We start from the raw sequence: 20,085 nt of genomic DNA on the forward strand, positions 1-20,085 counted from the left end.
ATGAAGATGTTGGCCGATGGCTTGGTTGAAGTCGTTAAAGGCTATGTCGCGGGTGTCAAAGAATCCTTAAGCGGCAGGATCGACGCTATCGAACGCACCATAGCGGAATTACCCTCGCCTCGGGCCGGGGAGCCGGGCAAGGACGGCGTCGATGGAAAAGATGCGACGCCGTTAGACGAGGGTGTCGTTATCGAAAACATTCTGGCCCGCATTCCAATTCCTTCCAATGGTAAAGACGGCGCGCCTGGTATTGACGGCAAAGATGGCAAGGACGGCTCGAGTTTCACCATTGACGATGCAAAGAACCTACTCGACGGCCATTTGGCCCGATGGGAACTAGATTTCGAAAGACGCGCAAACGAGACTCTGCAACGAGCGATTGATCGGCTGGAAAAGCCCAAAGACGGCATTAATGGGGCTGATGGAAAGGATGGCTTGGATGGGCTCGGCTTCGATGACATGACCATCGAACATGACGGCGAGCGAGGTTTCTGCATGACGTTTGCAGCTGGTGAAAAGACGAAACGGTTTGAGTTCACCATCCCCGTAGTGATTGACCGCGGCTTTTACAAGGAAGGCGAATCTTTCGAGAAGGGCGACGGGGTGACTTTTGGTGGCAGCTATTGGATCTCTCAAGCGGTGACGCGTAGCAAGCCTGAAATTGGCAATCCTGATTGGCGCCTTGCGGTAAAGAAAGGTCGAGATGCCAAGAACAGTGTCGAGGTGGGCAAGAAATGATCACCCTTGTGACTCTAGAAGATGCCAAAGCGCATCTCCGCATTGATTCCGATGACGACGACGCTGACTTGCTATTGAAGATTGGCGCGGCTTCCTCATCGGTCTTGAACTACATGAAGAGCGGGGTTGTCTTCGAGCCCAAACGAGATGCATCGGGTAGCGTTGAGCTTGATGCAGATGGCAACGTTGTATACACCCGCGATGTGCGCTTTGAAGTCCGCGCAGCCGTATTGCTGATGTTGGGCTTTCTTTTCAAGAACCGCGACGACGATGCTGATTCAGCTTTCGAGCCAGGTTATCTACCGCGTCCTGTGACAGCACTGCTTTATCCACTTCGCGATCCGGCGCTTGCGTGATGCCTTTGTCCTCAGGAAAGTTGCGGCACCGGGTAGTTATCCAAAGGCAGCAGAACACGCAGGACCCGGACACCGGTGACTTGACCACGACTTGGGTGGATCTAGCGAGCGTTTGGGCGTCGATCGAGCCTCTGTCGGCGCGTGAATTTGTCCAGTCGTCAGCTACGCAGTCGAACATCACCGCAAGAGTCACGATCCGATATAGAAAGGGAATCGATGCGACGATGCGTATCCTTCACAGGGAAAAAATCTACGGAATTGAAGGTGTATTGGCCGACAAAGATAGCGGCCTTGAATACTTGACCCTGCCGTGCAGTGAAGGCGTAGGCCAAGGACTTTAGGAGCGGTCATGCCAGATATTGTCGCAAGAGGTGGTTTGCCTGGGAATGTGGCTGCTAACAAGCGCTACAAAGATATGGGCGACGGAACGTACGCTGAGGTTGTCGCTTTGGGCGGTAAGGGTGGCCTCGTTGCTGTCTGCCTGTACAACATGGCTACTAACGGCGACGTTTTCGCCGCTGATTCTCAGACCGCCTACACCTACGATGAGTCTGGTGTGAACATTACATCGATCACCAAGACAACGTTTGACGGTATTTCCTACAAGCAAACCTGGACTCGAGACGCGATGTCGCAGCTCTCGTTGAAGTCTGGCTGGGTGCGACAGCCATGAATCAAATCAACGAGCAGTTTGAACAAGTCAATGCTTTCCCAAGCATGAGCAAAGCACCTGGAAATATTCCGGTTGCAGGTCCCCGTGGCGCCAGCGCCTATGACGTGGCCGTGGGCTTGGGGTGGTCAGGCACCGAAGCAGAGTGGCTAGCTTCGTTGAATGGCACTGATGGTAAGGATGGGCAGCCTGGACAAGACGGTCAGCAAGGCGTAGCCGGCCCTGTCGGGCCTACTGGCCCAAAGGGTGAGCAGGGTGAGCGTGGCCCTCAAGGCCCAGCCGGCGAGCAAGGTATCCCAGGCGCTGTCGGCGCGAAAGGCGAAACAGGATCAATTGGGGCCACTGGTGCGCCTGGCGCTGCTGGGCCGAAGGGTGATGCCGGGGCAACCGGCGTTCAGGGGCCGCAAGGCGCAACTGGTCCGCAAGGTATTCCCGGCGCCAAAGGTGATGCTGGCCCTTCGCCACTAGTGACGCTCGGCAATATTACGGTCACGCAGACCGCGACGGTAGCAATTGCTGCTGGTGTTCGCACATTGACGTTCACGGGCGTATCGGGCCTGCAGGCTGGGGACAATGTGCTGCTGTTCCCGACCAGCCCGCTTCCTGCCGGCGTTGCGATTCACAGCGCGATCGCCACCGCTAACGGAACGTTGCAAGTGACGCTTACAGCGCCATTGTTGGCGATCGGTGGCACGTACTCGATCCCCTGCCGCGTCGTGGTGCTTCGGTGAAGGTTGAGGTCAAACTGCAAGGTGCTGATGGGTTGCTCGGCATGCTGCAGTCGATGCCGGCCGAAGTCGTATCGAAGCGTGGCGGACCTGTAAAGCTGGCGCTTGCTAAGGGAGCCCGGATCATCCGGGACGAAGCTCGAAAGAATGTGAAGGTGGCTGTTGCTCAGAACGGCAGCCTTGAATCGACCGGATTGCTTGAAAAGAACGTTATTGCCAGCCGCGGCAAGGCGCCGTCTGGCGGGAAGGGTGAGCGATATCTCGTGCGAGTGAAGCGCAAGACCTACCCAAAACTGCGCGGCAAGAAGCCAACGACGACGCTTCAAACCGCGAATCTTATGGAATATGGCTCGAGCCACCAGCCCGCAACGCCGTGGTTGCGACCCGCAGTGCAATTGAAGGGTCAACAAGCCATTGAGACGATCGTTTCCGATTTGAGCAAGCGCATCGAGAAGGTTGCAGCTCAATTGGCGAAAGAAAAGGGGATGAAGTAATGCTGGCGCCGGTATTCAAGACGCTGAATGTGCCTGCTGTCGCTGCTTTGGTTGGCACGCCGTTGCGAATCTACGACTTCGACAGCGCACCGCAAGGAGTTCAGACGCCTTACATAACTTGGCTCGATGTTTCCGGCCAACCGTTTGACAACATCAGCGAAGCGCCGCAGGGCGATTTCGACACTATCCAGATCAATTGCTACACCGGTCCTGCTGACGATAGCCGTGCCCAGGCACGTGCACTGGCGTTGGCCGTCCGTAACGCATTGGATGCAGCCTTGATTCACAACCGCACGATCATCACGACGCGCGAGACAGACACACAGCTTTTCCGGGTTTCGATCGAAGCCGACTTTATCCACAACCGATAAGCCAACACCACGTTGCATATGCCCGCCTTGAGCGGGCTTTTTCTTTTGGAGCCCGATATGGAACTCAAGACTGCCGGCACGCATTTGTACTTGCTGGATCCCGATAGCCCGACCACGCCCATCAAGTTCAAGTGCCCCACCGGTATCACCGGCGTGACCACGGGCGCCCGCAGTCGTATCGACACGACTTGCCTGGATGAAACCGACGAGATGAGCTACGCATCTGGTCTGGGTGATCCGGGCACGGTATCGGTACCGTTCATCCTCGATTCGGAAGATGGCAGCCATCAGCGCATCTTCGAATTGAAGAAGACCAGCGAGAACCTGAAATGGATCATCGGCTTTTCCGATGGCACTTCGGTTCCCACCGCGGCGGCAGGTGCGCTGGTGCCAGGCGCAGATCGCTCGTGGTTGGCGTTCACGGCCTACATCGCCGATCTGGACATCGATGTCGCCAATAACGAAGTCGTGCGCGGCACGATGACGTTGCAGCGTTCTGGTGGCTACACCCTGACGTGGAAGGAGCCGGCCGTATGAGCCTGGACAAGTCTTTCTTCGTAAGCCCCGAGATCCACGCTCGGGAGGTGGAACTGCCGGATGGTAGTAAGCACCAGCTGCACTTTCGACAGTTGCCGGCCGTGGATTTCCGGAAGTTCAGCCTATCTGAGCGGTCAGATGATGCTGAGGTTCGCGCCAACAGCATCGCCGACCTGATCGCATCGGGCCTGTGCAATGAGGACGGGTCGCCTGCGATCACCCGGGCCCAGGCTTTGAAACTCACGGCGCCGGCTGCTAACGCCCTCTTCAGCCACGTGGTTGAGGTCAACAAGTTGCAGGGCGGTGCGTTGGGAAACGAATCGAGGCCGGAAGCGAAGACTGGCTCTGGCATGTAATTGCGCTGGCGCTTGGCGGTCGGACGATCGCCGAGTGGCGAGCAGCGATGTCGAAGACAGAGTTTGATGAGTGGGCGAATTTTTACCAGTCGTTCCCTTTTGATGACAAACACCGCTACCACCGGCCGGCAGCGCTGATCGCCAAGGTTTCATCTACCGCAAAGATCGATGATCTGATCGGCTGGCTGCAGCCAAGCTACGCAGCAAATCAAGACAACTTTGACGAAGCGGATATGAGGACACTCGCCGCTTTCGGGTTCAAACCTCCAGCGAGAAAATAGATGGCCACAGCGGGATCGATCGTCGTTGACCTGTTGATGCGCACCGGCTCGTTTGAGACGGACGCTCAGCGGGCAGCGAAGGCAGCCGATAAGCGCTTCAAAGAAATCCAGAAGAGCGCGAACGATGCTGGCCGTGGGATCGGTGACGCTTTCAAAGGCGTATTGGCCGGCGCAATCTTTGGCGTTGGTGTTTCCCAGGTCTTCGGCAAATTCGTCGAAGAAACCAAGAACGCCCAGAACGAGCAAGCGCAACTTAAAGCCGCGCTGCAATCGACCGGGCAGGCCGCTGGGTTTTCTGCCGACCAACTCAACCGAATGGCGACCCAGCTCGCCGGGAAGTCGATCTTCGGTGAAGGAGATATCAACAGCGCTCAGACGCGTCTGCTGTCCTATACCGGAGTGGTCGGCGATCAGTTCCCCCGTGCGCTGCAGGCCGCTATCGACATGTCGGCTCGGCTGGGTACCTCGCTCGAGCAGTCATCGGAGACAATCGGCAAGGCTCTGGACGTGCCGAGCCAAGGGCTGACCGCATTATCCAAACAAGGCTTCAGATTTACCGAAGATCAGAAAAAACTGGTCGAAAGCCTGGAATCAACTGGCCGTACCGCCGAAGCACAGGGCATCATTCTCAGCGCCTTGGAAACAGCTTATGGCGGGGCCGCTGAGGCTGCCCGCAACACGTTTGGCGGGTCGCTCACTGCGTTGCAGGAACAGATCAATAGTCTGATGACCGGCGACGACGATAGCGTTAACGGTTTGACCGACGCCATCAATGACTTGACCGACTTGCTTGGCTCGGCGGAGACGAAGGCGGCGTTCGCTTCGTTCATCGGCTTCATGGTCGATGTCTCCACCGCACTGGTGAAGATGGCGAATGACTTTGTCAACGGCATGGCCGCCGCCGAAGGTTTTATCGATTCTCTGTTGACCTACGGGACGATCAATCCTTTCAATTCGGATCGAGAGAACGTCACCAAATACACCGATCAGTTGAAAGAGGCCGTGGCGTGGCGTGATCGTCTCCTTTCCGAAGGCAAAACCGACGCCGCGGATACGGTATCTGGCAAGATCAAGCAGATTCAGAATCAACTGAATTTCAGCCGAAGCCGTGCCAATCTTCAAGAAAACCAGACCGACACCACAGCGCTCGGTTGGGCTGGATCGGTGCCGACAATGGCAGCGATCCCGGTTATTGGTAGCGCTCCAAAGAAAGTCGGGAAAGCTTCTGCTCGCTCTGGCGGCACCAAGCAAGAGCGGGATGAGGGCGCCGCCCTAGTTGCGCAGCTTGAGAAGCGTGTCGCGTTGACTGGCGATCTGACCGAGCGTCAAAAGTTACTCATCGACATTGAGCAGGGCTATACGAAGTTCAAGAGCGAGCAGGACAAGATGCTTGCCCTGGGCTATGCCGACACGCTCGACTTCATCAAAGAGCAGGACGATGCGTACAAGAGCGCGCAGGAAACGCTGAAAGAACTTTCTAAAGTCACCCAGAAGACGACATCTGAGATGGACCAATTCACGATCCAGGCTGCTCGGAACATTCAGGACGCATTGGGGGAGGGACTGGTTGACTTGTTGGAAGGCAACTTCGACAACATCGGGAAGTCTTGGAGCCAGATGATTATCCGAATGGCTGCGAACGCCGCTGCGGCGAATTTGGGCAAAGCACTTTTCGGAGACTACGGCAACTCCGGCAAGGCTGGCGGAATACTTGGTGAGGTCAGCAACTATTTCTTCGGACAACTTAGCAGCGGGTCGCTCGGCGGTAGCTACAGCAAAGCCACCTCGGTCGGTGCGGCGACTGGCGATGTGTCCGGCTTGAGCTACTTGGGCAAGGCGTTCGCGGACGGAGGATACACAGGGCAGGGCGGAAAGTACGATCCGGCAGGGGTAGTTCACGCTGGTGAGTACGTTATTAATGCCGATGCCACACGCAAGCTCGGCCGCGCCTATTTGGATCGGCTCAACGGCTACGCCGATGGAGGCTTGGTTGGCGCCGCGCCGGCTGGTGTGGGAGGTGCGACGGAAGTGAGAGTAATCAATCAGACCAGCAACGCAAATTTGGAAGCGAGCTCTGCAACCACGCGATTCGACGGCGATCGTGTGGTCACCGAGATCATACTAAGAGACCGTAAGCGAAATGGCCCGATTAGTCGTGCCATGAGGGGTGCGTAATGGCTACACCTGCATTCCCATCCTATGCGTGCATTCAACTGGACGGTTATAGCGAATCGCCAAACTACGGCGTCATTCGATCAGATATGGATGGCTTGGCGAAGCAGCGGCGCCGGTGGACAAAGCCAATCGTGACGCGCACGGTAAAACTTCGTCTGCGGGATAAGTACGACAAAGCGGTCTTTGAAACGTGGTTTCGGACGGCCATCTTTGGGGGTACTGGTTGGTTCACTTTTACCGATCCGGTGGATGGGCTGAGCAAGCAGGGCCGCTTTGTGGGCGGTGCGATCTCGTGGACTTCGCCAGGCGTTATCTGGTTTGCTCAGGCTCAAATTGAGACGATTGGCTAATGCGGAACATTTCGCTCAACGGGCGCCGCAACATCTTGGCGACGTCTCCCGAAGAATCCCTGTTGATAATGCTTGAGATATCTCATCCCGATTTGACGTCGCCGGTACGAATCGTCAACGATACTCAGGATTTGGTTAGCCAAGGCTTGACGTTCAGCAGTTGTCCTTTCGCGATAACTCTTCCTGACGACGCGGAGGGGCAATTACCCCAGGCCACGTTGCAGGTCGATAACGTAGATCAGGCTTTGATGGGCTGGTTGGAGGTAAGCCGCGGAGGACAAGGCGCGAAGTGCCGAATCCTAATGGTTTCCGAGGCAACCCCAAACATACGCGAACTGGATATGTTGCTTGATCTGACTTCAATTAGTGCGAACAACTTAACGGTGTCGGCACAGCTGGGTTTCGTTAACACGCTCGGTCGATCAGCGGTCGCCAAGACGTTCAATCCTCAAAGCGCGCCTGGGCTGTGGTAGATTTTCGAATCTACTGGAGGTGCTGAATGAGACGAATGGTTTTTATAGTCATCCTCGCTGTGCTGGCATCAGGGTGCTCAAGCGGGATGAAGCCTGGTCGCACCTACCCGTCTGTTACGTTCGATGCGCCGGCGCCTTACCAAGAAGTTCACCGGCGGGCTGTATCAAACATAAGGACATGTGCGCCAAGCATGATCATCTCCGATGATCTCTACACAGACACTCGCGCGGGGTCTGTTCGAACGTACTATCCCGCCAGTTCTCAGTATGATTTTGTGCGTATAAGCTTTGCTGCCGTAACCGACGCCACAACCGCTGTCGAGATAAGCGCTATGGACGAAGGTGTTTTTGACCGACGCATGATTGAAGCTATCAAGTCGTCGCTGATATCAGGGACTAATGTCTGCCGATAATTCCTGTCAATGAAACGTCTCAACCGCCTTCGGGCGGTTTTTTGTTGGAACGTGGCCTAGCAAACCTAGTTTTATGGTGGGCGGGCTCGTTCCCCAAAGACGAAACCGTTTCTAACGCTGAAGTTAAGTTGGATGGCTTTAGTGATGCCGCTCTGAGGTCTCCAATTAAGTGGTAGACCTCAACCAAAAGCTTGGTTTGCCTTTCCATGGCTTTTTTAAGGCTCTCGATCTCCAATTGGTTTAGAGATTTGTTTGGGTCTCGATCATCAAGCAAATCGAGATAAAAGGATTCTTGCAAGCGATGGACCATCTCTGCGTTCATGCTACGGCCGGCCTCTTTGGCGGAAGCTGCGATCTTCTCGCGCATGCCAGCTGGAAGCCGTAGGACGAACTTCTCGGCTGTGTCTGATGGAAAGCTGGATTTAGTCATAACCTATTCTAGTGGCGAATCGCCATAGAAATATATGATGGCGAATCGCTACTACACACTGGACTTAGTGATGGCGATTCGCCATAATTCAGTAATGGCAGATCGCCATCACTGAAGAGGATTTCAAATGTTAGTCAAACCAATGCAGCTTCGGTTGCCGGAGGATCTAAAAGTGTGGCTTAAGCGCCGCGCTGTGGAAAGCCATCGTTCGGCCAACGCAGAGATTGTTCATTTGCTGCAAATGCAGCGCCAAAAAGAAAACGCACCAATGGCGGCAACCGTTGATGCGTCGATGCAGTGAAACCCTTACGAGGAAACACAACATGGCTAATGTTATATCAGCCGTTGCGGTAGCGCAATGGCAGGGCTTTTGCAACCCTAAAGTGACTGTCACTCAGGTTCGTTCTTGGCCTTACCTGGTAACGGTGGAGTTTGAAACTGCATCCATTTCGCCCGAGTACTTTGACGAAATGCAGGAAGACTTGCTGGACGAAGTGGAAGAAGCGCTGACCGAACGTCGCCGCTGGGCTGATGCGCGGTGCAGCGCGAAGGCTTGCCTCGAAAGTGGCTTCAGCATGTTTGCCAGCACGACGGAAGACAACTGCGACTTTGGACTGATGTTTGACCCGCATGTTGTAACGCCGGCAATGCTCCGCCAGAAATGGCCGTTCTTGATGAAGCAGTTAAAGCGTCAAGTCCCGTTGCAGAAAAGCTACTTGGTCGGAGGTGCGGGATGAGCGCACTGATGCAGATCGGCCAAGAAGCAAGGATGTCGAGCCGTGAGATCGCGGAGCTTACAGGCAAGCGGCATGACAACGTGATGCGCGACATTAGGGAAATGCTGATGGAATTGCACGGTGAGGGGGGTGTCCTCAGATTTGAGGAGACGTATACAAACCCTCAAAACGGACAAAACTATCCGGTGTTTCTTCTTGCTAAGCGCGAGACTCTGATCTTGGTGTCTGGCTACAACCTGACCATGCGTGCCAAGATCATCGACCGATGGCAGGAACTGGAGGCGGCGGCTCCGGCGATCAATCCGGCGACGCTTACCCGCATGCAGTTGATCCAGATTGCAATGCAGGCGGAAGAAGAGAAGCTGCAACTGGAAGCTAAAGTTGCCGAGCAGGCGCCGAAGGTTGAAGTGCACGATCGAATTGCAGATGCCGAAGGAAGCATCACCATTCGGGAGACTGCCAACACGTTGCGATACCCGGAACGTAAGCTGGTCTTGTGGCTGCAGCAACACAACTGGGTCTATCGGCGGGCGGGTCACAAAAGCCTGCTTGGGTATTCAGACAAAGTGAAGGCGGGTTGGTTGTACTTGAAGCAGACGCCAATCAAGGACATCCACACTGGTGAGGAACGTCTTTCTGAGCAAGTTCGGATTACGCCGCTTGGGCTGACAGCACTGGCAAAGCGGCTGAATGACGAAGCAAGAGGCGGTGCAATGCCTGAAATTGTCATGGCACATGTCAGCCGAAAGTATTCCGAGCTTAGAACCTAGCAAACATGCAGCGCCCTTCGGGGCGCTTTTTAATTGGGCAATAGATGCATTGGTCTGACAAGTACGTTGGAGAACCTTATGTTCCCGGCGTGGGTGACTGCGCTTCTTTAGCGGCCAAAGTCGGTCGTGAAGTGCTGGGTATTGCCTGCGGGCTGCCGGAAGTGCACGCAACAGGGCTACGTAATCAGGCCACTCAAATCTACGAGCATAAGGATGTGCTGGCGGGACGCGTTGATAAGCCGATCGATGGGCAGCCCGCTCTCTTTGTAGGGCGTGGGCGTGTCTGCCATATCGGTGTTTGCTGCTTGATTGCAGGCGAAACATGGATTCTTCATGCCGATCAAACAGTAGGTTTTGTTGTAAGGCAACGTCTGCGGGAAATGACGCGTATTCATTATCAACTTGAAGGTTTCTACAGATGGACGTGATCGAGCAGCCGAGGCTTATTTCGTCCCCTCATGCGTTGCTGGCGGATGGGCGCGACCTTTGCTTTGCGGAATTTCTACCTCGTGAAACACTGGGAGCCTATCTAGAGCGTAACGAGATCACGATTGCTCGCGGGCCGGTTCTTGTGCATCACAATGGTCAGCTTGTGCCGGAAGCTTTGTGGTTGCGGCTTATTCCTCGCAGTGGTGATTTGGTCACCATTCGGGCGCGTATGCATGGGAGCGGTGGCAGTAGCAAAGTTCTTCGGAGTGTGGCGCTTATTGCTCTTGCCGCCGTTTCTTACGGCGTGGCGTCTGGAGCTATCGGTGCTGGGGCGATTGCATCGGCCTCGACTGCAACTGGCATTAGTGCTGGGACTCTTGGCGCAGCCGCAGCGGCAACGATCACGATCGGCGGATCTTTAATAGTAAGCGCTCTACTTCCTCCGCCAAAAGCGTCAACACCACGCATCACAGCGCAAGAAGCAGACGCCCCGTCTTACGCTATCGGCGCCGCCTCGAACCGTTCGCGCCCGTTTGAGCCGATGATGGTAGTGTTTGGCCGGCACCGCGTATATCCCGACCTGGCTGGCAACCCGCACACGTTCTACCAGGGGGATGACCAGTTTTTGAACCAGGCGTTTCACTTTGGCGTGCAGGAAGAGATCGACATTACCGACCTTCGGATCGGCGACACCCCGATCGTGAACTATCAGGGCGTCGAGATTCAACGGTCGGCCCACGACGGGCAATTGACGCTGGTGCCGGATAACGTCGATACGCTGCAGGGTTTCGATCTTCTGTTCGCGGACGGATGGAACGCTCGAATCACGCCGGCTGACACCTATCATGTGCAGGTCGAACTAGTGGGTCAGGTCTACAAGGTCAACGCGCAGACCGGTGCATTTGAGTCGAACGCCGTCGAAGTGCAGGTCGAGTACCGTAGCTATCCGGAGGGCAATTGGGTGCCGATCGGCGGCTACACCGATCCTGTCTACGCGACGCACTACTGGGCCTTGGGCGTTTACAGCAATGCGAACGACGACCAGAACAACCGCTACTGGACGCAGATTCGATATGGGTCGCTGAACGCAGCCGACCACGTCAACGGCGAGCAGTATCAGGAGTGCTTTACGTCTGGTGGTGGCGACGTGGGAGAAACGCAGTATTGCACCACCTACGAGTGGCGGTGGCTGCCTCATCCATATCAGTTGGGCCGGCCATGGTCTGGTGTGGCGCCGGATCCTCTCATCGGATACACGACTACATCGAACACCCGCTTGACTGGCAGTTCCAGCAAGCCAGTGCGTCTAACCGTCAGTTTCAACACCGGCCATGGACAATACGAAGTCCGCGTGCGGAAGATGAATGCGGACGTTGCTACGAACCTCGAAAGCAATGTCGTATCCGTCAGCCAAATCCGGGCGTATCAGGACACGCCCACCGACTACACCGGACAGACGCGACTTGGTGTGCGCGTTCGGGCCACGGCGCAGCTGAACGGCTCGATCGCGCAGCTCAACGGCATGGTTGAGGCGAAGTGCAATACCTTCGACGGCACAACCTGGACGATAAAGCACACTCGAAATCCGGCTTGGTGGTTCCTGCGGTTCGCTGTTGGTGAGCGGGACGAGGCCGGCAATCGCGTTTGGGGTGCGGGCATGCTCTATTCGCAGGTCGACCTCGATGCTATCTATGCATGGGCCGCCTGGTGCGATGCTCGCGGGCTGACGTTTGACTATGTGCTGACGCAACAGCGCACGGCGCACGACATGCTGACGATGATCGCGCGGGCCGGTCGAGGCTCCTACACCTGGCAGACTGGAAAGCTCGGCGTGATCTGGGACGCTGCGAATCAGCCCTACGTTGGCATGATCGGGCCATACAACATCAAGGCAGGCACGTTCGAAGTGTCCTATGCCGACGCGACGGTCGATGAAATCGTCGGCACCTTCATCAACCCCGCACGCAATTGGGAAGCGGACGAGGTGCGCGTGCGCGTTCCCGGCGCACCGCTGCTGAATAGCCCGTTGAAGCTCGACCTCGAGGGGAATACGGACGCAGCTTTGGCAGGGCGTGAGGTGAATCTGATTGCCGCCAGCCAGCTTTTCCACCGCCGCCGCGTGGTCTGGGAAATGGACATCGAGGGCATGATGTGCACGCGAGGCGACGTGGTGCAGATCAGCCACGATTTGACGGTATGGGGATACGCCGGCCGTCTGTTGGGTGGCTCGCGGTTCGCGTTGCGTCTCGATCGCTCTGTGCCCGTCGCGGCGACCTTCGGATGGATGACATTGCGCAGTCCGTTGGGCCACTTCATCACGTTTCAGGTGAGCGGGCCCGGTGGCGCCGTCGCCGGCGAATACGACACGCTTTATCCGATTGCGCCCATCCAAGCCGATTTTCCTGTGCCCGACGAGGTCAACGAAGACGGCATCGTTGCGCTGGACTGGGCGTGGCAGTTCGATCCGCTTGCCACACCCGGCCGCCGCCTAAAGATCGTGCACGCGCAGCCGACGAACGATGAGGGCGTGCGGTTCGAAGCCGTGGACGACGACCCCAACTACTACGCATCGGAGTGGAATCCGTTCCTCTACACCCCGCCGCGCGATGGGGCTTTGATCGGTGGCATCGTTTTCGCGCTGTCATTCTCCGAAACGATCAACGGCGTGTCCAACGATGACATCGCCGTGCGACTGGATTACGTCCTGTCTTCTGCCGGGCGTGTGCTCGTGGAATACCGGATCAATGGTGAGGGTTACACCGCTGTCGAAACGACGGAGCGCTCATTCACTATCCCCGCTCACAGCGGAGATTTCATCCTTGTCACGGTCACGCCGATCACGCTGACGGGTAAGGGCACGTCAAAAGACGGCTCCTACACGGTGACTGGTCTGCTTGCCCCGGTGCCGACGGTCACAGGCTTGACCAGCGTCTATCGAGACGGTTTGACGGTGTTGAAGTGGGACGCCGTGAAGGATGTGCGCCCGATCCTGTACGAAGTCCGCACCGGCGTATCGTGGGGCAACTCGCAGACGGTGGCGTTGACGCCCAATCTCGAAATGCTGCCGACTGCGAACGGCCGATTCTTTGTGGCTGCGCGGTACGAGACGCCGAAGGGGACGTTGATCTACGGCGTCCCGGATTCGCTCGAAGTCGCTGGCGCCACGCTCGTGCGCAATGTGCTGGTGACGAAATACGAGCATCCGACTTGGACAGGTGATCTGGGTGGGGCGGAGGATGTGCCGGTGGTGGCTACCGAGCCGACCCGATTTGGCGGTGGCGATGACAGCCGAACGGTGTTCAACCTGCCGTTAACCACCGTCGACGGCGAGCCGGTGATCTACCGCGACGACTGGCAGGGGCGGCAGCTGTTGTATCGGACGCCGCGGACGAACCAATTGCTTCGGTCACAAAGCCTAGACCTAACCCCTTGGGGCCCTAATCCCGGATATGCAGCGGTCGCGACATCTATTCGCGGGCCTGACGGCGTTAACAATTTCTGGAAGTTGGTGCGGCAAGCAGGTGGCGGACTAACTCAAGGAGGTCGGACTCAGACTGTCACGAAGCCGTCGGCGGCGGTGATGCGATATACGGGCTTTTTTGATGCCAAAGCCGCTGAGTACAACCGAGCCCGTCTCTATCTGAACGGCGCGAACACAAGTACGGCTATCGCCTACATAACCGTTAACTTGCTAACCGGCGCAATTGTTGAGCAGGTAACCGGCTCGGCATTCTCAAACGTGGTCGGCGGGGCTTTGCTATTACCCGACGGTTCTTACCGAGTATGGCTTACGGTGGACACCGACACGCACGGCAATATTGCTTTTCGGGCCTACTCATTAGATTCGGCCGCAACAGTTGGCGATGGATCGTCGGGGATCTACTACACGAACACATTTTTAGGCCCGGGCGAACTAGCGTCTTATGTCCCGACCGTTGCCTCCGCCGTCACCATCACAGACTACAGCCGCAGTGGCGCCACCATCACCACCGCAGTCGCACCACAAGCTGGCGCTTCCATGCTTTGGACTGGCTCGGGAAGTCGCACCCAGGGCGGCGCATTCGTCATTGACAACAAACTCACCCTGCGCGGCATTGGTGACTTGCTGGCGGCAGACGACATCCTGGCAATGGACGACGTGCTCTGGTATGGCGGCGTGAGCGGCAGGGGGACATACGAGACGAACGACGCAAACGTCATCGACATTGGCTATCCAGCGCCCGTGCGGATCGACTTTGACATTGACGCGTACGCACTGAATTTCGGCGAGAACGTGCTGGCGATGGAGGACTTGTTTGCAGAAGAAGACGTCCTTAATTCTTCGAACATGCAGTTCTACAGCGTTACGCCTCAGATACGCAGCGCGACGGCTCCCGGTCAATGGACAGAATGGGCAGACTTCGTTCCCGGCCTGATCAACGGTCGCTTCTTCGATGTGCGACTGGCTTTGGAGACGCGCAACCCGCTGATCGTGCCGTTTGTCGAGAGTTTCACTTGGACAGTGGATGTGCCGGATCTGATCCAGCGCGGCGAGATTGTCACGTTGCCTTCAGCGGGCGCGCGCATCACCTACCCGAAACCCTTTCACGCGACGCCTAATGTTCAGATCACATGGCTCGACGCAGTGGCCGGCGATCGGTACGTACTGACCAATCAAGACGCGACCGGCTTCGATCTTCGATTTTTCAACAACGCAACGCCGGTTTCTCGGCAATTCAATTACATTTCGCAGGGATACTGATATGACCCAATCAGCAATTCAGGTATCGGAGACGCCTCCTCTGCCTGGGCTGGCGCTCGTCCAGCAAACCAATGCGGCGCTCATGGCCGTGGCTACAGACTTCGCGGGAGGCACGGACCCGGCCAGTCTTGCTGGCCCGCACATGACCTGGGCCGACACCACGAACGGTCTGCTGAAGCGCCGCAATGCTGCGAATACTGCATGGGTCACATTGAGCAACCTGTACCCGCGAGCTCTGCAGGCGGACGTAGACAGCGGTACTAACGACGACAAGTTCGTCACGCCCGCGGGGCTGCGTTCTGGGGTGTCAATCAATCTCGCCGCCAATGGGCATATCAAGCTGCCATCATGGCTTGGTGGGCTTCAGATCTGTTGGGGCAACCCCACCACATCGAGTGGTGGCGGCATCGCCGTCTCGTTCTCTCGAGCCTTCGCACAGGCCCCATTCTCAACTCTAGCCACAGTTAACGCTTCGGGTGTTTTTGCCATCAACATGACGGCGACGGCAAGTGCAAGTGTCGGCACTTTCTTCGCGTCGAATAGCGCCGGTTCTGGCGTTGCATCGACTGCGTTCTTTTACATTTCAATCGGGAGGGGATAAGTCATGCCGTACTACTCACCATCAACCAATGGTTTCTACGATGGCGGCGGTAGGCCCGCAGACGCTGTCATGGTCACGCCAGAGCAGCGCAACGAGCTTTTGACCGCTCAGTACGCTGGCAAAGCGATTGTCGTTATCGATGGCGTGGTTTCGATTGAGGATATTCCCGGCCCTTCGCTTGATGAGTTTCTCGTAGCGACAATCGCAGCGATCGAAGCTTGGCGTGATGCCGAGGAACGCGCTGGCGTGAAGTTCACTTTTGACGGCCACGAGTACGACGGCGGCGAAAAGTCACGCATGCGCCTGCAGGATGCGGTGGCATCAGGAATCGGTAGCAGCGGTCAATTCTTTTGGACGGATGAGTCAAACGAAGACGTGCCGATGCAGGCCGAGAATCTTTCTGGGCTCTACGGCGCCATGATGGGGGCCCGAGTAGAGCAGGGCTTTCGCATCCATGTTCGGCAGCGCCAGATGAAGGAAGAGGTGGCCGGCTTGGACGCTGCAGGCCTTGCCGATTATCAGGTTGGATGGCCAGCGTCACCCGAACCCACCGACCCCGACCAGCCCGCCTAGTGCGGGCTTTTTAACGCCTGGAGTGATCATGCTGAAAGAGGACTTTGCCGCGGCGGCCGGTTTATCGAAGGCGCTTGCCGACAAATGGTATGACCCGGTCGAGCGGTCGATGATGGAGTTCTCCATCGTGTCGCCGCTGCGCGCAGCGATGTTCCTGGCGACGATCGGGCATGAATCTGCTGACTTCCGCTACACGCGAGAGATTTGGGGGCCGACGCCGACCCAAGAGCGATACGAGATGCGCGCTGATCTGGGCAACGTCAAGCCAGGCGACGGCAAGCGATTCATGGGACGCGGGCTGATTCAGATTACAGGTCGCGCCAATTACGCGGCGGTGTCGCGTGGCCTGAGGGTGGACTACCAGAGTCGCCCGGAGGACTTGGAACGACCGCCTGACGCTGCTCGCGCAAGCGGGTGGTGGTGGCTGAACAATGGATGCAACGAGATCGCCGACACAGGCGATTTTTTACGTGTGTCCATACGAGTGAACGGCAAGAACAGAGACGGCTTCCCCAATGGGTGGGCCGATCGTCAACGTCGGTACAAAGCGGCGCTGGCCGTGTTGGGGTAGGCATGGAAGAGTTAGTGACGAGTTACGGAGCGCTGGCTGGGGTCATCGGCCTGGTGCTGCGCGAGGCCTACAACAGCTACAAGAACGACAAGCGCGAGAAGGCCGCAGACAGCGGACTAAGCGACTTAGTGGAGGGACTGTTCAAACGCTTGGAGCAGTCCGATGCGCGCGCGGACGAAGCAAATCGCCGCGCGGATGAGATCGCAAAAGAGCGGAACGGCCTGTACCAGACGTTGGGCAGGCTGGAAGGCGAGGTGGCCGGGATGCGTTCCGAACTGCGCGCCGCCCGAATGGAAATCGCACAACTTCGAGGTGTGGCCTATGTCCCTACTGAGCAAAACTAAGCTGGACCGCCTGCGCTTTCGATATAGCGCAGCACTGGCCGCCGTAAAGGCCACGTCGATGAGTCTGGCCATCGCAATGGCTGGCGGCATCGCGGGGTACTCCGTATCGCGGATCGAAGCCACGCACTTGCTGGCTGAACAATCCGCGCGGCACAGCCGGGAGATATTGGCTGTGCGTGACACCTACGGCGCCAAGGCTGCCGACACCCGCGACTCGGTAAAAGCGGCTGCCGAAGGAGCAAGTGATGCGGCCAAGGCCGCCACGAAGATCGTCGAGCAGATTGGAGGTCCAGCCGTCGCTGCACGCAAGCAAGCGACAAAGGCCCAGCAGGCGAGTGACCGCGCTCAGAATGCCCTGGAAAAAATTCAAGAAATTTTCCCAGAGGGCTATGTGCCGCCGGCGCCGAGCTTGGTGACTCCGAACGGTGACGTTCCCGACTGGCTGAATACGCCATGATTCGCCGTTGTTGGCCAGCCCTGCTGATGGCTGGGCTGCTGCTCCTTCTTATCGTCGCTTGGCGTATCGACCGCGCCGCTCAGTACGGCAGCGGTTACCAACAGGCACAGGCTGATGCCCGTGCGCTCAATATCCAAATTGAGCTTGCAACACAAGAGGAGGCCGATCGTGCCGATGCTGAATACCGCGGCGCCATCATGGCGCGCGAAGCTGCTAAAAAAACTGTTGCCACTCAGCGTGCTCGTATTGACGGGCTGCTCGACCAGTTACGCCGTCGCTCCAAGACTGCCGACTCCGGCAGCGGATCTGATGGCGCCGGAGCCGACTGGATCGGAGTACTTGGAAGCTGTGTCGCGGAATATGAGCGACTGGGCAATGACACTGCAAGGCTTGCCGACAAAGTGAACGGGTTGCAAGGTTACGTTCGTTCAATATCCCTGATTAAGAGGTAATCGCAGGATTTTCAGCACAGCCCTCTTGGTGCCTGATCGAAACCCAGGAGCACCCAGAAATCCAGTATCTTTTTTGCTTCTATGACAAATCCCAGATTGTTTGGAATTTGGGAGAGCACGATTGGACCCTGTGCCAGGGGTATGTTGATGGTCTGGACCTCGCCGGGGGCGGTGTGTTGAGGGCCGGCGAACAGAACGCCGAGCAAAATTACTCGTGGACCAGAGGCAAGGTAAGTGTTGCCGTTCTCGTCTACGTATGACCCATTGTCGTAGAGAAAAACCGGGCTTCCGCTCGACCCGGGAAAACAGGCGCAGTCGATCAAGAAAAAGGGTTGGTTGTTGTACGGTCGATTTACGCTTGTGGCAGTAATGCCACGCCGGAGAATTGGCGCGTTGTGATATTGGTCCCAAATTCCGTTGGGGTATCCAATCATCAATATTTCCTCGATATCACTTAGCTTTGCGACTTTCGAGCATCCGTAAATTAAGTTCTCCGTGAGTTGGCTATGAAGCACCGTAATACCGTGATTCTCCCACTGCTCAAGAATTTGCCCGATCGGCAAAATTGCCAAATCAATTTCAGGATCGGGGTGTTGAATCCAGTCTCTTTCGTGGAATGGGTGTGAGAACTGGAAGTCGCCTGCGATCGGCCTTCCCTCTCTATCAGACCTCGTCACGAGAAACTGACCGCCTTGGCAGCCCTGAATTACATGCCTATTCGTCACAATGACGGGGACGTGTGATTCTGTGCCGGCCGCAAAGTTGAAGAAGAATCCAGTTCCTGTCTTGCTTTTCCCGTTGCCAAGATCGCATGTAAGACGCGTTGTGGTGCCAAGCAGCCAGTCAGTGACTTTTTTCATACTTCAGCCCCCTTAAGGTAGGTGAACGAGGAATAGTTGCTCATATCGCTTTAATTGCATCCGGCATTTGATATTTGGAACTTCCGACCTCGGTGCGCACCTTGTGCCAGCGAAAAGCATCGGAAGGCAGGGCGGCCGCAATAATTTCGTGCGCTTGATCCGCAGTGGTCGACGGGTCCGCCCATTCACGCGCAAGCGCCGGCGGAAGCACGACAGGTCGGCGATCGTGAATGTCGACCATGCCACCTGCTGAATCATCGGTAACGATCGCCATGCCGTGCTCCGCGTCAATCTCGGCACCTGGGCGCCACGCGCAGATCGCCGCCATCATGATGGGCTCGTCGCCCTCGGAGTGGATGAACCAGGGTTGCTTGCTGCCTTTCTCGCCAGTCCATTCGTACCAGCCATCGGCCGGCACCAGCATGCGTCCGTGTTCGAACGGGCCACGCCAGAATGATTTCTTGGGGTCGAGGATGGTGTCCAGGCGAGCGTTGCTCACTGGGGCGCGCTTGAACCAGACCGGCTTATAGCCCCAGAAGAGGCGGGTCGCCTCGGGATCGCCGGCCAAGCGGTGGAACGCCAATGGCTTCGTGCCGGGCGGCACGTTGTAGCGCGGGCCCAGCGCATCGGGCAGGCTGTACGAGTTCCACGCGATCGTTTCCAGATAGTCGGCGACGGCGCGAGATTGAGCGATGCGTCCACACATGGTGTTCTCCTATGTGCGGAGTATAGGCCTCACGTAATCCGCTCTGCCCGAACTGCCAGCCAGAAGACGTTGCTGTACTTTCCCTTCTTCACCTTCTGCTTGCGGTAAAAGATCCGCACCAGGCCTGCGTGGCCGGCGTCGATTTCGGCGATGTATTCGCGATCTTCGGCAAGTTCTGCGTAGGGTAGGTCGTCTGACGCTCGGGACACATATTCGCCGGGCACTTCTGCAAGAATTCCGTTTTCTGACATGGCTGACTCACTGTATGGACATACAGTATATGCTATGACCAAAACATGCCCAAAGTAGGCCGAAAAGGGGATAATTGGGCATAGAAAGCGCCGTCCGTGGAAGGGTGGCTAAGGCTGCAAGTCGTTGAATTTGCGGCGCTTTCTACTTATGCCTCGTTATGGTGCGACGGACTTTTAATCCGTTTGTCGTGGGTTCGACCCCCGCACGACCCACCACCAAA

29 protein-coding genes are annotated in these 20,085 nt (G+C 56.9%); 25 read left to right on the forward strand and 4 right to left on the reverse strand.

The window, feature by feature from the left end:
* From EYW45_RS00360 to EYW45_RS24975, 14 genes are read left to right on the forward strand one after another with little or no spacing between them, the layout of a single operon-like run.
* Complete coding sequence (locus EYW45_RS00360) at positions 1–738, forward strand: hypothetical protein (protein WP_161133391.1); 738 nt, start codon at positions 1–3, stop codon at positions 736–738.
* Positions 735–1,094, forward strand: a complete 360-nt coding sequence (locus tag EYW45_RS00365) for a head-tail connector protein (protein WP_202444517.1) — start codon at positions 735–737, stop codon at positions 1,092–1,094. The genes EYW45_RS00360 and EYW45_RS00365 overlap by 4 nt, the downstream gene beginning before the upstream one ends.
* Positions 1,094–1,435, forward strand: a complete 342-nt coding sequence (locus tag EYW45_RS00370) for a phage head closure protein (RefSeq protein WP_202444518.1) — start codon at positions 1,094–1,096, stop codon at positions 1,433–1,435. The genes EYW45_RS00365 and EYW45_RS00370 overlap by 1 nt, the downstream gene beginning before the upstream one ends.
* Before the next feature lie 8 nt (positions 1,436–1,443).
* A complete protein-coding gene (locus EYW45_RS00375; protein ID WP_161133392.1) occupies positions 1,444–1,767 on the forward strand; it encodes a hypothetical protein in 324 nt (107 codons plus the stop codon).
* Positions 1,764–2,495 carry a collagen-like protein gene (locus tag EYW45_RS00380; RefSeq protein WP_161133393.1) on the forward strand — a complete coding sequence of 244 codons (732 nt, stop codon included), beginning with the start codon at positions 1,764–1,766 and terminating at the stop codon, positions 2,493–2,495. Before EYW45_RS00375 ends, EYW45_RS00380 begins: the two co-directional genes overlap by 4 nt.
* Positions 2,492–2,986, forward strand: coding sequence for an HK97-gp10 family putative phage morphogenesis protein (locus tag EYW45_RS00385; protein WP_161133394.1), 495 nt, complete (start codon positions 2,492–2,494; stop codon positions 2,984–2,986). Before EYW45_RS00380 ends, EYW45_RS00385 begins: the two co-directional genes overlap by 4 nt.
* Positions 2,986–3,357, forward strand: a complete 372-nt coding sequence (gp17, locus tag EYW45_RS00390) for a tail completion protein gp17 (protein WP_161133395.1) — start codon at positions 2,986–2,988, stop codon at positions 3,355–3,357. Before EYW45_RS00385 ends, gp17 begins: the two co-directional genes overlap by 1 nt.
* A gap of 57 nt (positions 3,358–3,414) precedes the next feature.
* On the forward strand, positions 3,415–3,894 hold the full coding sequence (locus tag EYW45_RS00395) for a phage tail tube protein (protein WP_161133396.1): 480 nt from the start codon (positions 3,415–3,417) through the stop codon (positions 3,892–3,894).
* Positions 3,891–4,250, forward strand: coding sequence for a hypothetical protein (locus EYW45_RS00400; protein WP_161133397.1), 360 nt, complete (start codon positions 3,891–3,893; stop codon positions 4,248–4,250). The genes EYW45_RS00395 and EYW45_RS00400 overlap by 4 nt, the downstream gene beginning before the upstream one ends.
* A gap of 47 nt (positions 4,251–4,297) precedes the next feature.
* Complete coding sequence (locus EYW45_RS00405; RefSeq protein ID WP_161133398.1) at positions 4,298–4,531, forward strand: phage tail assembly protein T; 234 nt, start codon at positions 4,298–4,300, stop codon at positions 4,529–4,531.
* Positions 4,532–6,706, forward strand: coding sequence for a phage tail length tape measure family protein (locus tag EYW45_RS00410; RefSeq protein ID WP_161133399.1), 2,175 nt, complete (start codon positions 4,532–4,534; stop codon positions 6,704–6,706).
* A complete protein-coding gene (locus tag EYW45_RS00415) occupies positions 6,706–7,056 on the forward strand; it encodes a hypothetical protein (RefSeq protein WP_161133400.1) in 351 nt (116 codons plus the stop codon). Before EYW45_RS00410 ends, EYW45_RS00415 begins: the two co-directional genes overlap by 1 nt.
* Positions 7,056–7,529, forward strand: coding sequence for a DUF1833 family protein (locus EYW45_RS00420; RefSeq protein WP_161133401.1), 474 nt, complete (start codon positions 7,056–7,058; stop codon positions 7,527–7,529). Before EYW45_RS00415 ends, EYW45_RS00420 begins: the two co-directional genes overlap by 1 nt.
* 35 nt (positions 7,530–7,564) lie before the next feature.
* Positions 7,565–7,942, forward strand: coding sequence for a BPTD_2524 family lipoprotein (locus tag EYW45_RS24975; RefSeq protein ID WP_407924888.1), 378 nt, complete (start codon positions 7,565–7,567; stop codon positions 7,940–7,942).
* Positions 7,943–7,961: 19 nt separating this feature from the next.
* On the opposite strand, the gene EYW45_RS00425 is transcribed toward EYW45_RS24975, so the two are convergent.
* A complete protein-coding gene (locus EYW45_RS00425; RefSeq protein WP_161133402.1) occupies positions 7,962–8,372 on the reverse strand; it encodes an Arc family DNA-binding protein in 411 nt (136 codons plus the stop codon).
* Between the two features lie 127 nt (positions 8,373–8,499).
* On the opposite strand from EYW45_RS00425, the gene EYW45_RS00430 reads away from it, so the two are divergent.
* Genes EYW45_RS00430 through EYW45_RS00480 form a run of 11 tightly spaced genes read left to right on the forward strand, consistent with a single transcriptional unit; the run spans position 8,500 to position 18,047 of the window.
* Positions 8,500–8,673 (forward strand): Arc family DNA-binding protein, encoded by a 174-nt coding sequence (locus tag EYW45_RS00430; protein ID WP_202444519.1) that lies wholly within the window; start codon positions 8,500–8,502, stop codon positions 8,671–8,673.
* A 22-nt stretch (positions 8,674–8,695) separates the two neighbouring features.
* Positions 8,696–9,109, forward strand: a complete 414-nt coding sequence (locus tag EYW45_RS00435; RefSeq protein WP_161133403.1) for a hypothetical protein — start codon at positions 8,696–8,698, stop codon at positions 9,107–9,109.
* Positions 9,106–9,879 (forward strand): Rha family transcriptional regulator, encoded by a 774-nt coding sequence (locus tag EYW45_RS00440; protein ID WP_161133404.1) that lies wholly within the window; start codon positions 9,106–9,108, stop codon positions 9,877–9,879. The genes EYW45_RS00435 and EYW45_RS00440 overlap by 4 nt, the downstream gene beginning before the upstream one ends.
* A 44-nt stretch (positions 9,880–9,923) precedes the next feature.
* Entirely contained in the window at positions 9,924–10,307 is a 384-nt protein-coding gene (locus EYW45_RS00445) for a hypothetical protein (protein ID WP_161133405.1), read from the forward strand.
* On the forward strand, positions 10,298–15,049 hold the full coding sequence (locus EYW45_RS00450) for a host specificity factor TipJ family phage tail protein (RefSeq protein WP_161133406.1): 4,752 nt from the start codon (positions 10,298–10,300) through the stop codon (positions 15,047–15,049). The genes EYW45_RS00445 and EYW45_RS00450 overlap by 10 nt, the downstream gene beginning before the upstream one ends.
* A 1-nt stretch (position 15,050) precedes the next feature.
* Complete coding sequence (locus tag EYW45_RS24245) at positions 15,051–15,650, forward strand: gp53-like domain-containing protein (protein WP_202444520.1); 600 nt, start codon at positions 15,051–15,053, stop codon at positions 15,648–15,650.
* 3 nt (positions 15,651–15,653) lie between these two features.
* Positions 15,654–16,223 (forward strand): DUF4376 domain-containing protein, encoded by a 570-nt coding sequence (locus EYW45_RS00460; protein WP_161133407.1) that lies wholly within the window; start codon positions 15,654–15,656, stop codon positions 16,221–16,223.
* A gap of 28 nt (positions 16,224–16,251) precedes the next feature.
* Positions 16,252–16,794 carry a glycoside hydrolase family 19 protein gene (locus tag EYW45_RS00465; RefSeq protein ID WP_161133408.1) on the forward strand — a complete coding sequence of 181 codons (543 nt, stop codon included), beginning with the start codon at positions 16,252–16,254 and terminating at the stop codon, positions 16,792–16,794.
* Positions 16,795–16,796: 2 nt separating this feature from the next.
* Entirely contained in the window at positions 16,797–17,138 is a 342-nt protein-coding gene (locus EYW45_RS00470; protein ID WP_161133409.1) for a hypothetical protein, read from the forward strand.
* Positions 17,116–17,595, forward strand: a complete 480-nt coding sequence (locus tag EYW45_RS00475) for a hypothetical protein (protein WP_161133410.1) — start codon at positions 17,116–17,118, stop codon at positions 17,593–17,595. The genes EYW45_RS00470 and EYW45_RS00475 overlap by 23 nt, the downstream gene beginning before the upstream one ends.
* Positions 17,592–18,047: a hypothetical protein gene (locus EYW45_RS00480; RefSeq protein ID WP_161133411.1), complete on the forward strand. Its 456-nt coding sequence runs from the start codon at positions 17,592–17,594 to the stop codon at positions 18,045–18,047. The genes EYW45_RS00475 and EYW45_RS00480 overlap by 4 nt, the downstream gene beginning before the upstream one ends.
* Before the next feature lie 11 nt (positions 18,048–18,058).
* Here EYW45_RS00480 and EYW45_RS00485 read toward each other — a convergent pair whose 3' ends face one another.
* The 3 genes from EYW45_RS00485 to EYW45_RS00495 are packed head-to-tail and all read right to left on the reverse strand — an operon-like array spanning position 18,059 to position 19,864.
* Positions 18,059–18,907 carry a S1 family peptidase gene (locus tag EYW45_RS00485; protein ID WP_161133412.1) on the reverse strand — a complete coding sequence of 283 codons (849 nt, stop codon included), beginning with the start codon at positions 18,905–18,907 and terminating at the stop codon, positions 18,059–18,061.
* 40 nt (positions 18,908–18,947) lie between these two features.
* The gene (locus EYW45_RS00490; protein ID WP_161133413.1) at positions 18,948–19,613 is read right to left on the reverse strand and encodes an SOS response-associated peptidase; all 666 of its coding nucleotides are present in this window, start codon (positions 19,611–19,613) and stop codon (positions 18,948–18,950) included.
* 29 nt (positions 19,614–19,642) lie between these two features.
* Complete coding sequence (locus EYW45_RS00495; RefSeq protein WP_161133414.1) at positions 19,643–19,864, reverse strand: hypothetical protein; 222 nt, start codon at positions 19,862–19,864, stop codon at positions 19,643–19,645.
* Between the last annotated feature and the right edge of the window lie 221 nt (positions 19,865–20,085).

Origin of the sequence: Schauerella aestuarii (assembly GCF_009866805.1) — a bacterium.
Taxonomy (GTDB): Bacteria; Pseudomonadota; Gammaproteobacteria; order Burkholderiales; family Burkholderiaceae_B; genus Schauerella; species Schauerella aestuarii.

What these genes read in the sequence shown, in the direction of transcription:
- EYW45_RS00360 (WP_161133391.1), top strand. Translation starts at nt 1, where the DNA reads ATGAAGATGTTGGCCGATGGCTTGGTTGAAGTCGTTAAAGGCTATGTC.
- EYW45_RS00365 (WP_202444517.1), top strand. Translation starts at nt 735, where the DNA reads ATGATCACCCTTGTGACTCTAGAAGATGCCAAAGCGCATCTCCGCATT.
- EYW45_RS00370 (WP_202444518.1), top strand. Translation starts at nt 1,094, where the DNA reads ATGCCTTTGTCCTCAGGAAAGTTGCGGCACCGGGTAGTTATCCAAAGG.
- EYW45_RS00375 (WP_161133392.1), top strand. Translation starts at nt 1,444, where the DNA reads ATGCCAGATATTGTCGCAAGAGGTGGTTTGCCTGGGAATGTGGCTGCT.
- EYW45_RS00380 (WP_161133393.1), top strand. Translation starts at nt 1,764, where the DNA reads ATGAATCAAATCAACGAGCAGTTTGAACAAGTCAATGCTTTCCCAAGC.
- gp17 (WP_161133395.1), top strand. Translation starts at nt 2,986, where the DNA reads ATGCTGGCGCCGGTATTCAAGACGCTGAATGTGCCTGCTGTCGCTGCT.
- EYW45_RS00395 (WP_161133396.1), top strand. Translation starts at nt 3,415, where the DNA reads ATGGAACTCAAGACTGCCGGCACGCATTTGTACTTGCTGGATCCCGAT.
- EYW45_RS00400 (WP_161133397.1), top strand. Translation starts at nt 3,891, where the DNA reads ATGAGCCTGGACAAGTCTTTCTTCGTAAGCCCCGAGATCCACGCTCGG.
- EYW45_RS00405 (WP_161133398.1), top strand. Translation starts at nt 4,298, where the DNA reads ATGTCGAAGACAGAGTTTGATGAGTGGGCGAATTTTTACCAGTCGTTC.
- EYW45_RS00410 (WP_161133399.1), top strand. Translation starts at nt 4,532, where the DNA reads ATGGCCACAGCGGGATCGATCGTCGTTGACCTGTTGATGCGCACCGGC.
- EYW45_RS00415 (WP_161133400.1), top strand. Translation starts at nt 6,706, where the DNA reads ATGGCTACACCTGCATTCCCATCCTATGCGTGCATTCAACTGGACGGT.
- EYW45_RS00420 (WP_161133401.1), top strand. Translation starts at nt 7,056, where the DNA reads ATGCGGAACATTTCGCTCAACGGGCGCCGCAACATCTTGGCGACGTCT.
- EYW45_RS24975 (WP_407924888.1), top strand. Translation starts at nt 7,565, where the DNA reads ATGGTTTTTATAGTCATCCTCGCTGTGCTGGCATCAGGGTGCTCAAGC.
- EYW45_RS00425 (WP_161133402.1), bottom strand. Translation starts at nt 8,372, where the DNA reads ATGACTAAATCCAGCTTTCCATCAGACACAGCCGAGAAGTTCGTCCTA.
- EYW45_RS00430 (WP_202444519.1), top strand. Translation starts at nt 8,500, where the DNA reads ATGTTAGTCAAACCAATGCAGCTTCGGTTGCCGGAGGATCTAAAAGTG.
- EYW45_RS00435 (WP_161133403.1), top strand. Translation starts at nt 8,696, where the DNA reads ATGGCTAATGTTATATCAGCCGTTGCGGTAGCGCAATGGCAGGGCTTT.
- EYW45_RS00440 (WP_161133404.1), top strand. Translation starts at nt 9,106, where the DNA reads ATGAGCGCACTGATGCAGATCGGCCAAGAAGCAAGGATGTCGAGCCGT.
- EYW45_RS00445 (WP_161133405.1), top strand. Translation starts at nt 9,924, where the DNA reads ATGCATTGGTCTGACAAGTACGTTGGAGAACCTTATGTTCCCGGCGTG.
- EYW45_RS00450 (WP_161133406.1), top strand. Translation starts at nt 10,298, where the DNA reads ATGGACGTGATCGAGCAGCCGAGGCTTATTTCGTCCCCTCATGCGTTG.
- EYW45_RS24245 (WP_202444520.1), top strand. Translation starts at nt 15,051, where the DNA reads ATGACCCAATCAGCAATTCAGGTATCGGAGACGCCTCCTCTGCCTGGG.
- EYW45_RS00460 (WP_161133407.1), top strand. Translation starts at nt 15,654, where the DNA reads ATGCCGTACTACTCACCATCAACCAATGGTTTCTACGATGGCGGCGGT.
- EYW45_RS00465 (WP_161133408.1), top strand. Translation starts at nt 16,252, where the DNA reads ATGCTGAAAGAGGACTTTGCCGCGGCGGCCGGTTTATCGAAGGCGCTT.
- EYW45_RS00470 (WP_161133409.1), top strand. Translation starts at nt 16,797, where the DNA reads ATGGAAGAGTTAGTGACGAGTTACGGAGCGCTGGCTGGGGTCATCGGC.
- EYW45_RS00475 (WP_161133410.1), top strand. Translation starts at nt 17,116, where the DNA reads ATGTCCCTACTGAGCAAAACTAAGCTGGACCGCCTGCGCTTTCGATAT.
- EYW45_RS00480 (WP_161133411.1), top strand. Translation starts at nt 17,592, where the DNA reads ATGATTCGCCGTTGTTGGCCAGCCCTGCTGATGGCTGGGCTGCTGCTC.
- EYW45_RS00485 (WP_161133412.1), bottom strand. Translation starts at nt 18,907, where the DNA reads ATGAAAAAAGTCACTGACTGGCTGCTTGGCACCACAACGCGTCTTACA.
- EYW45_RS00490 (WP_161133413.1), bottom strand. Translation starts at nt 19,613, where the DNA reads ATGTGTGGACGCATCGCTCAATCTCGCGCCGTCGCCGACTATCTGGAA.
- EYW45_RS00495 (WP_161133414.1), bottom strand. Translation starts at nt 19,864, where the DNA reads ATGTCAGAAAACGGAATTCTTGCAGAAGTGCCCGGCGAATATGTGTCC.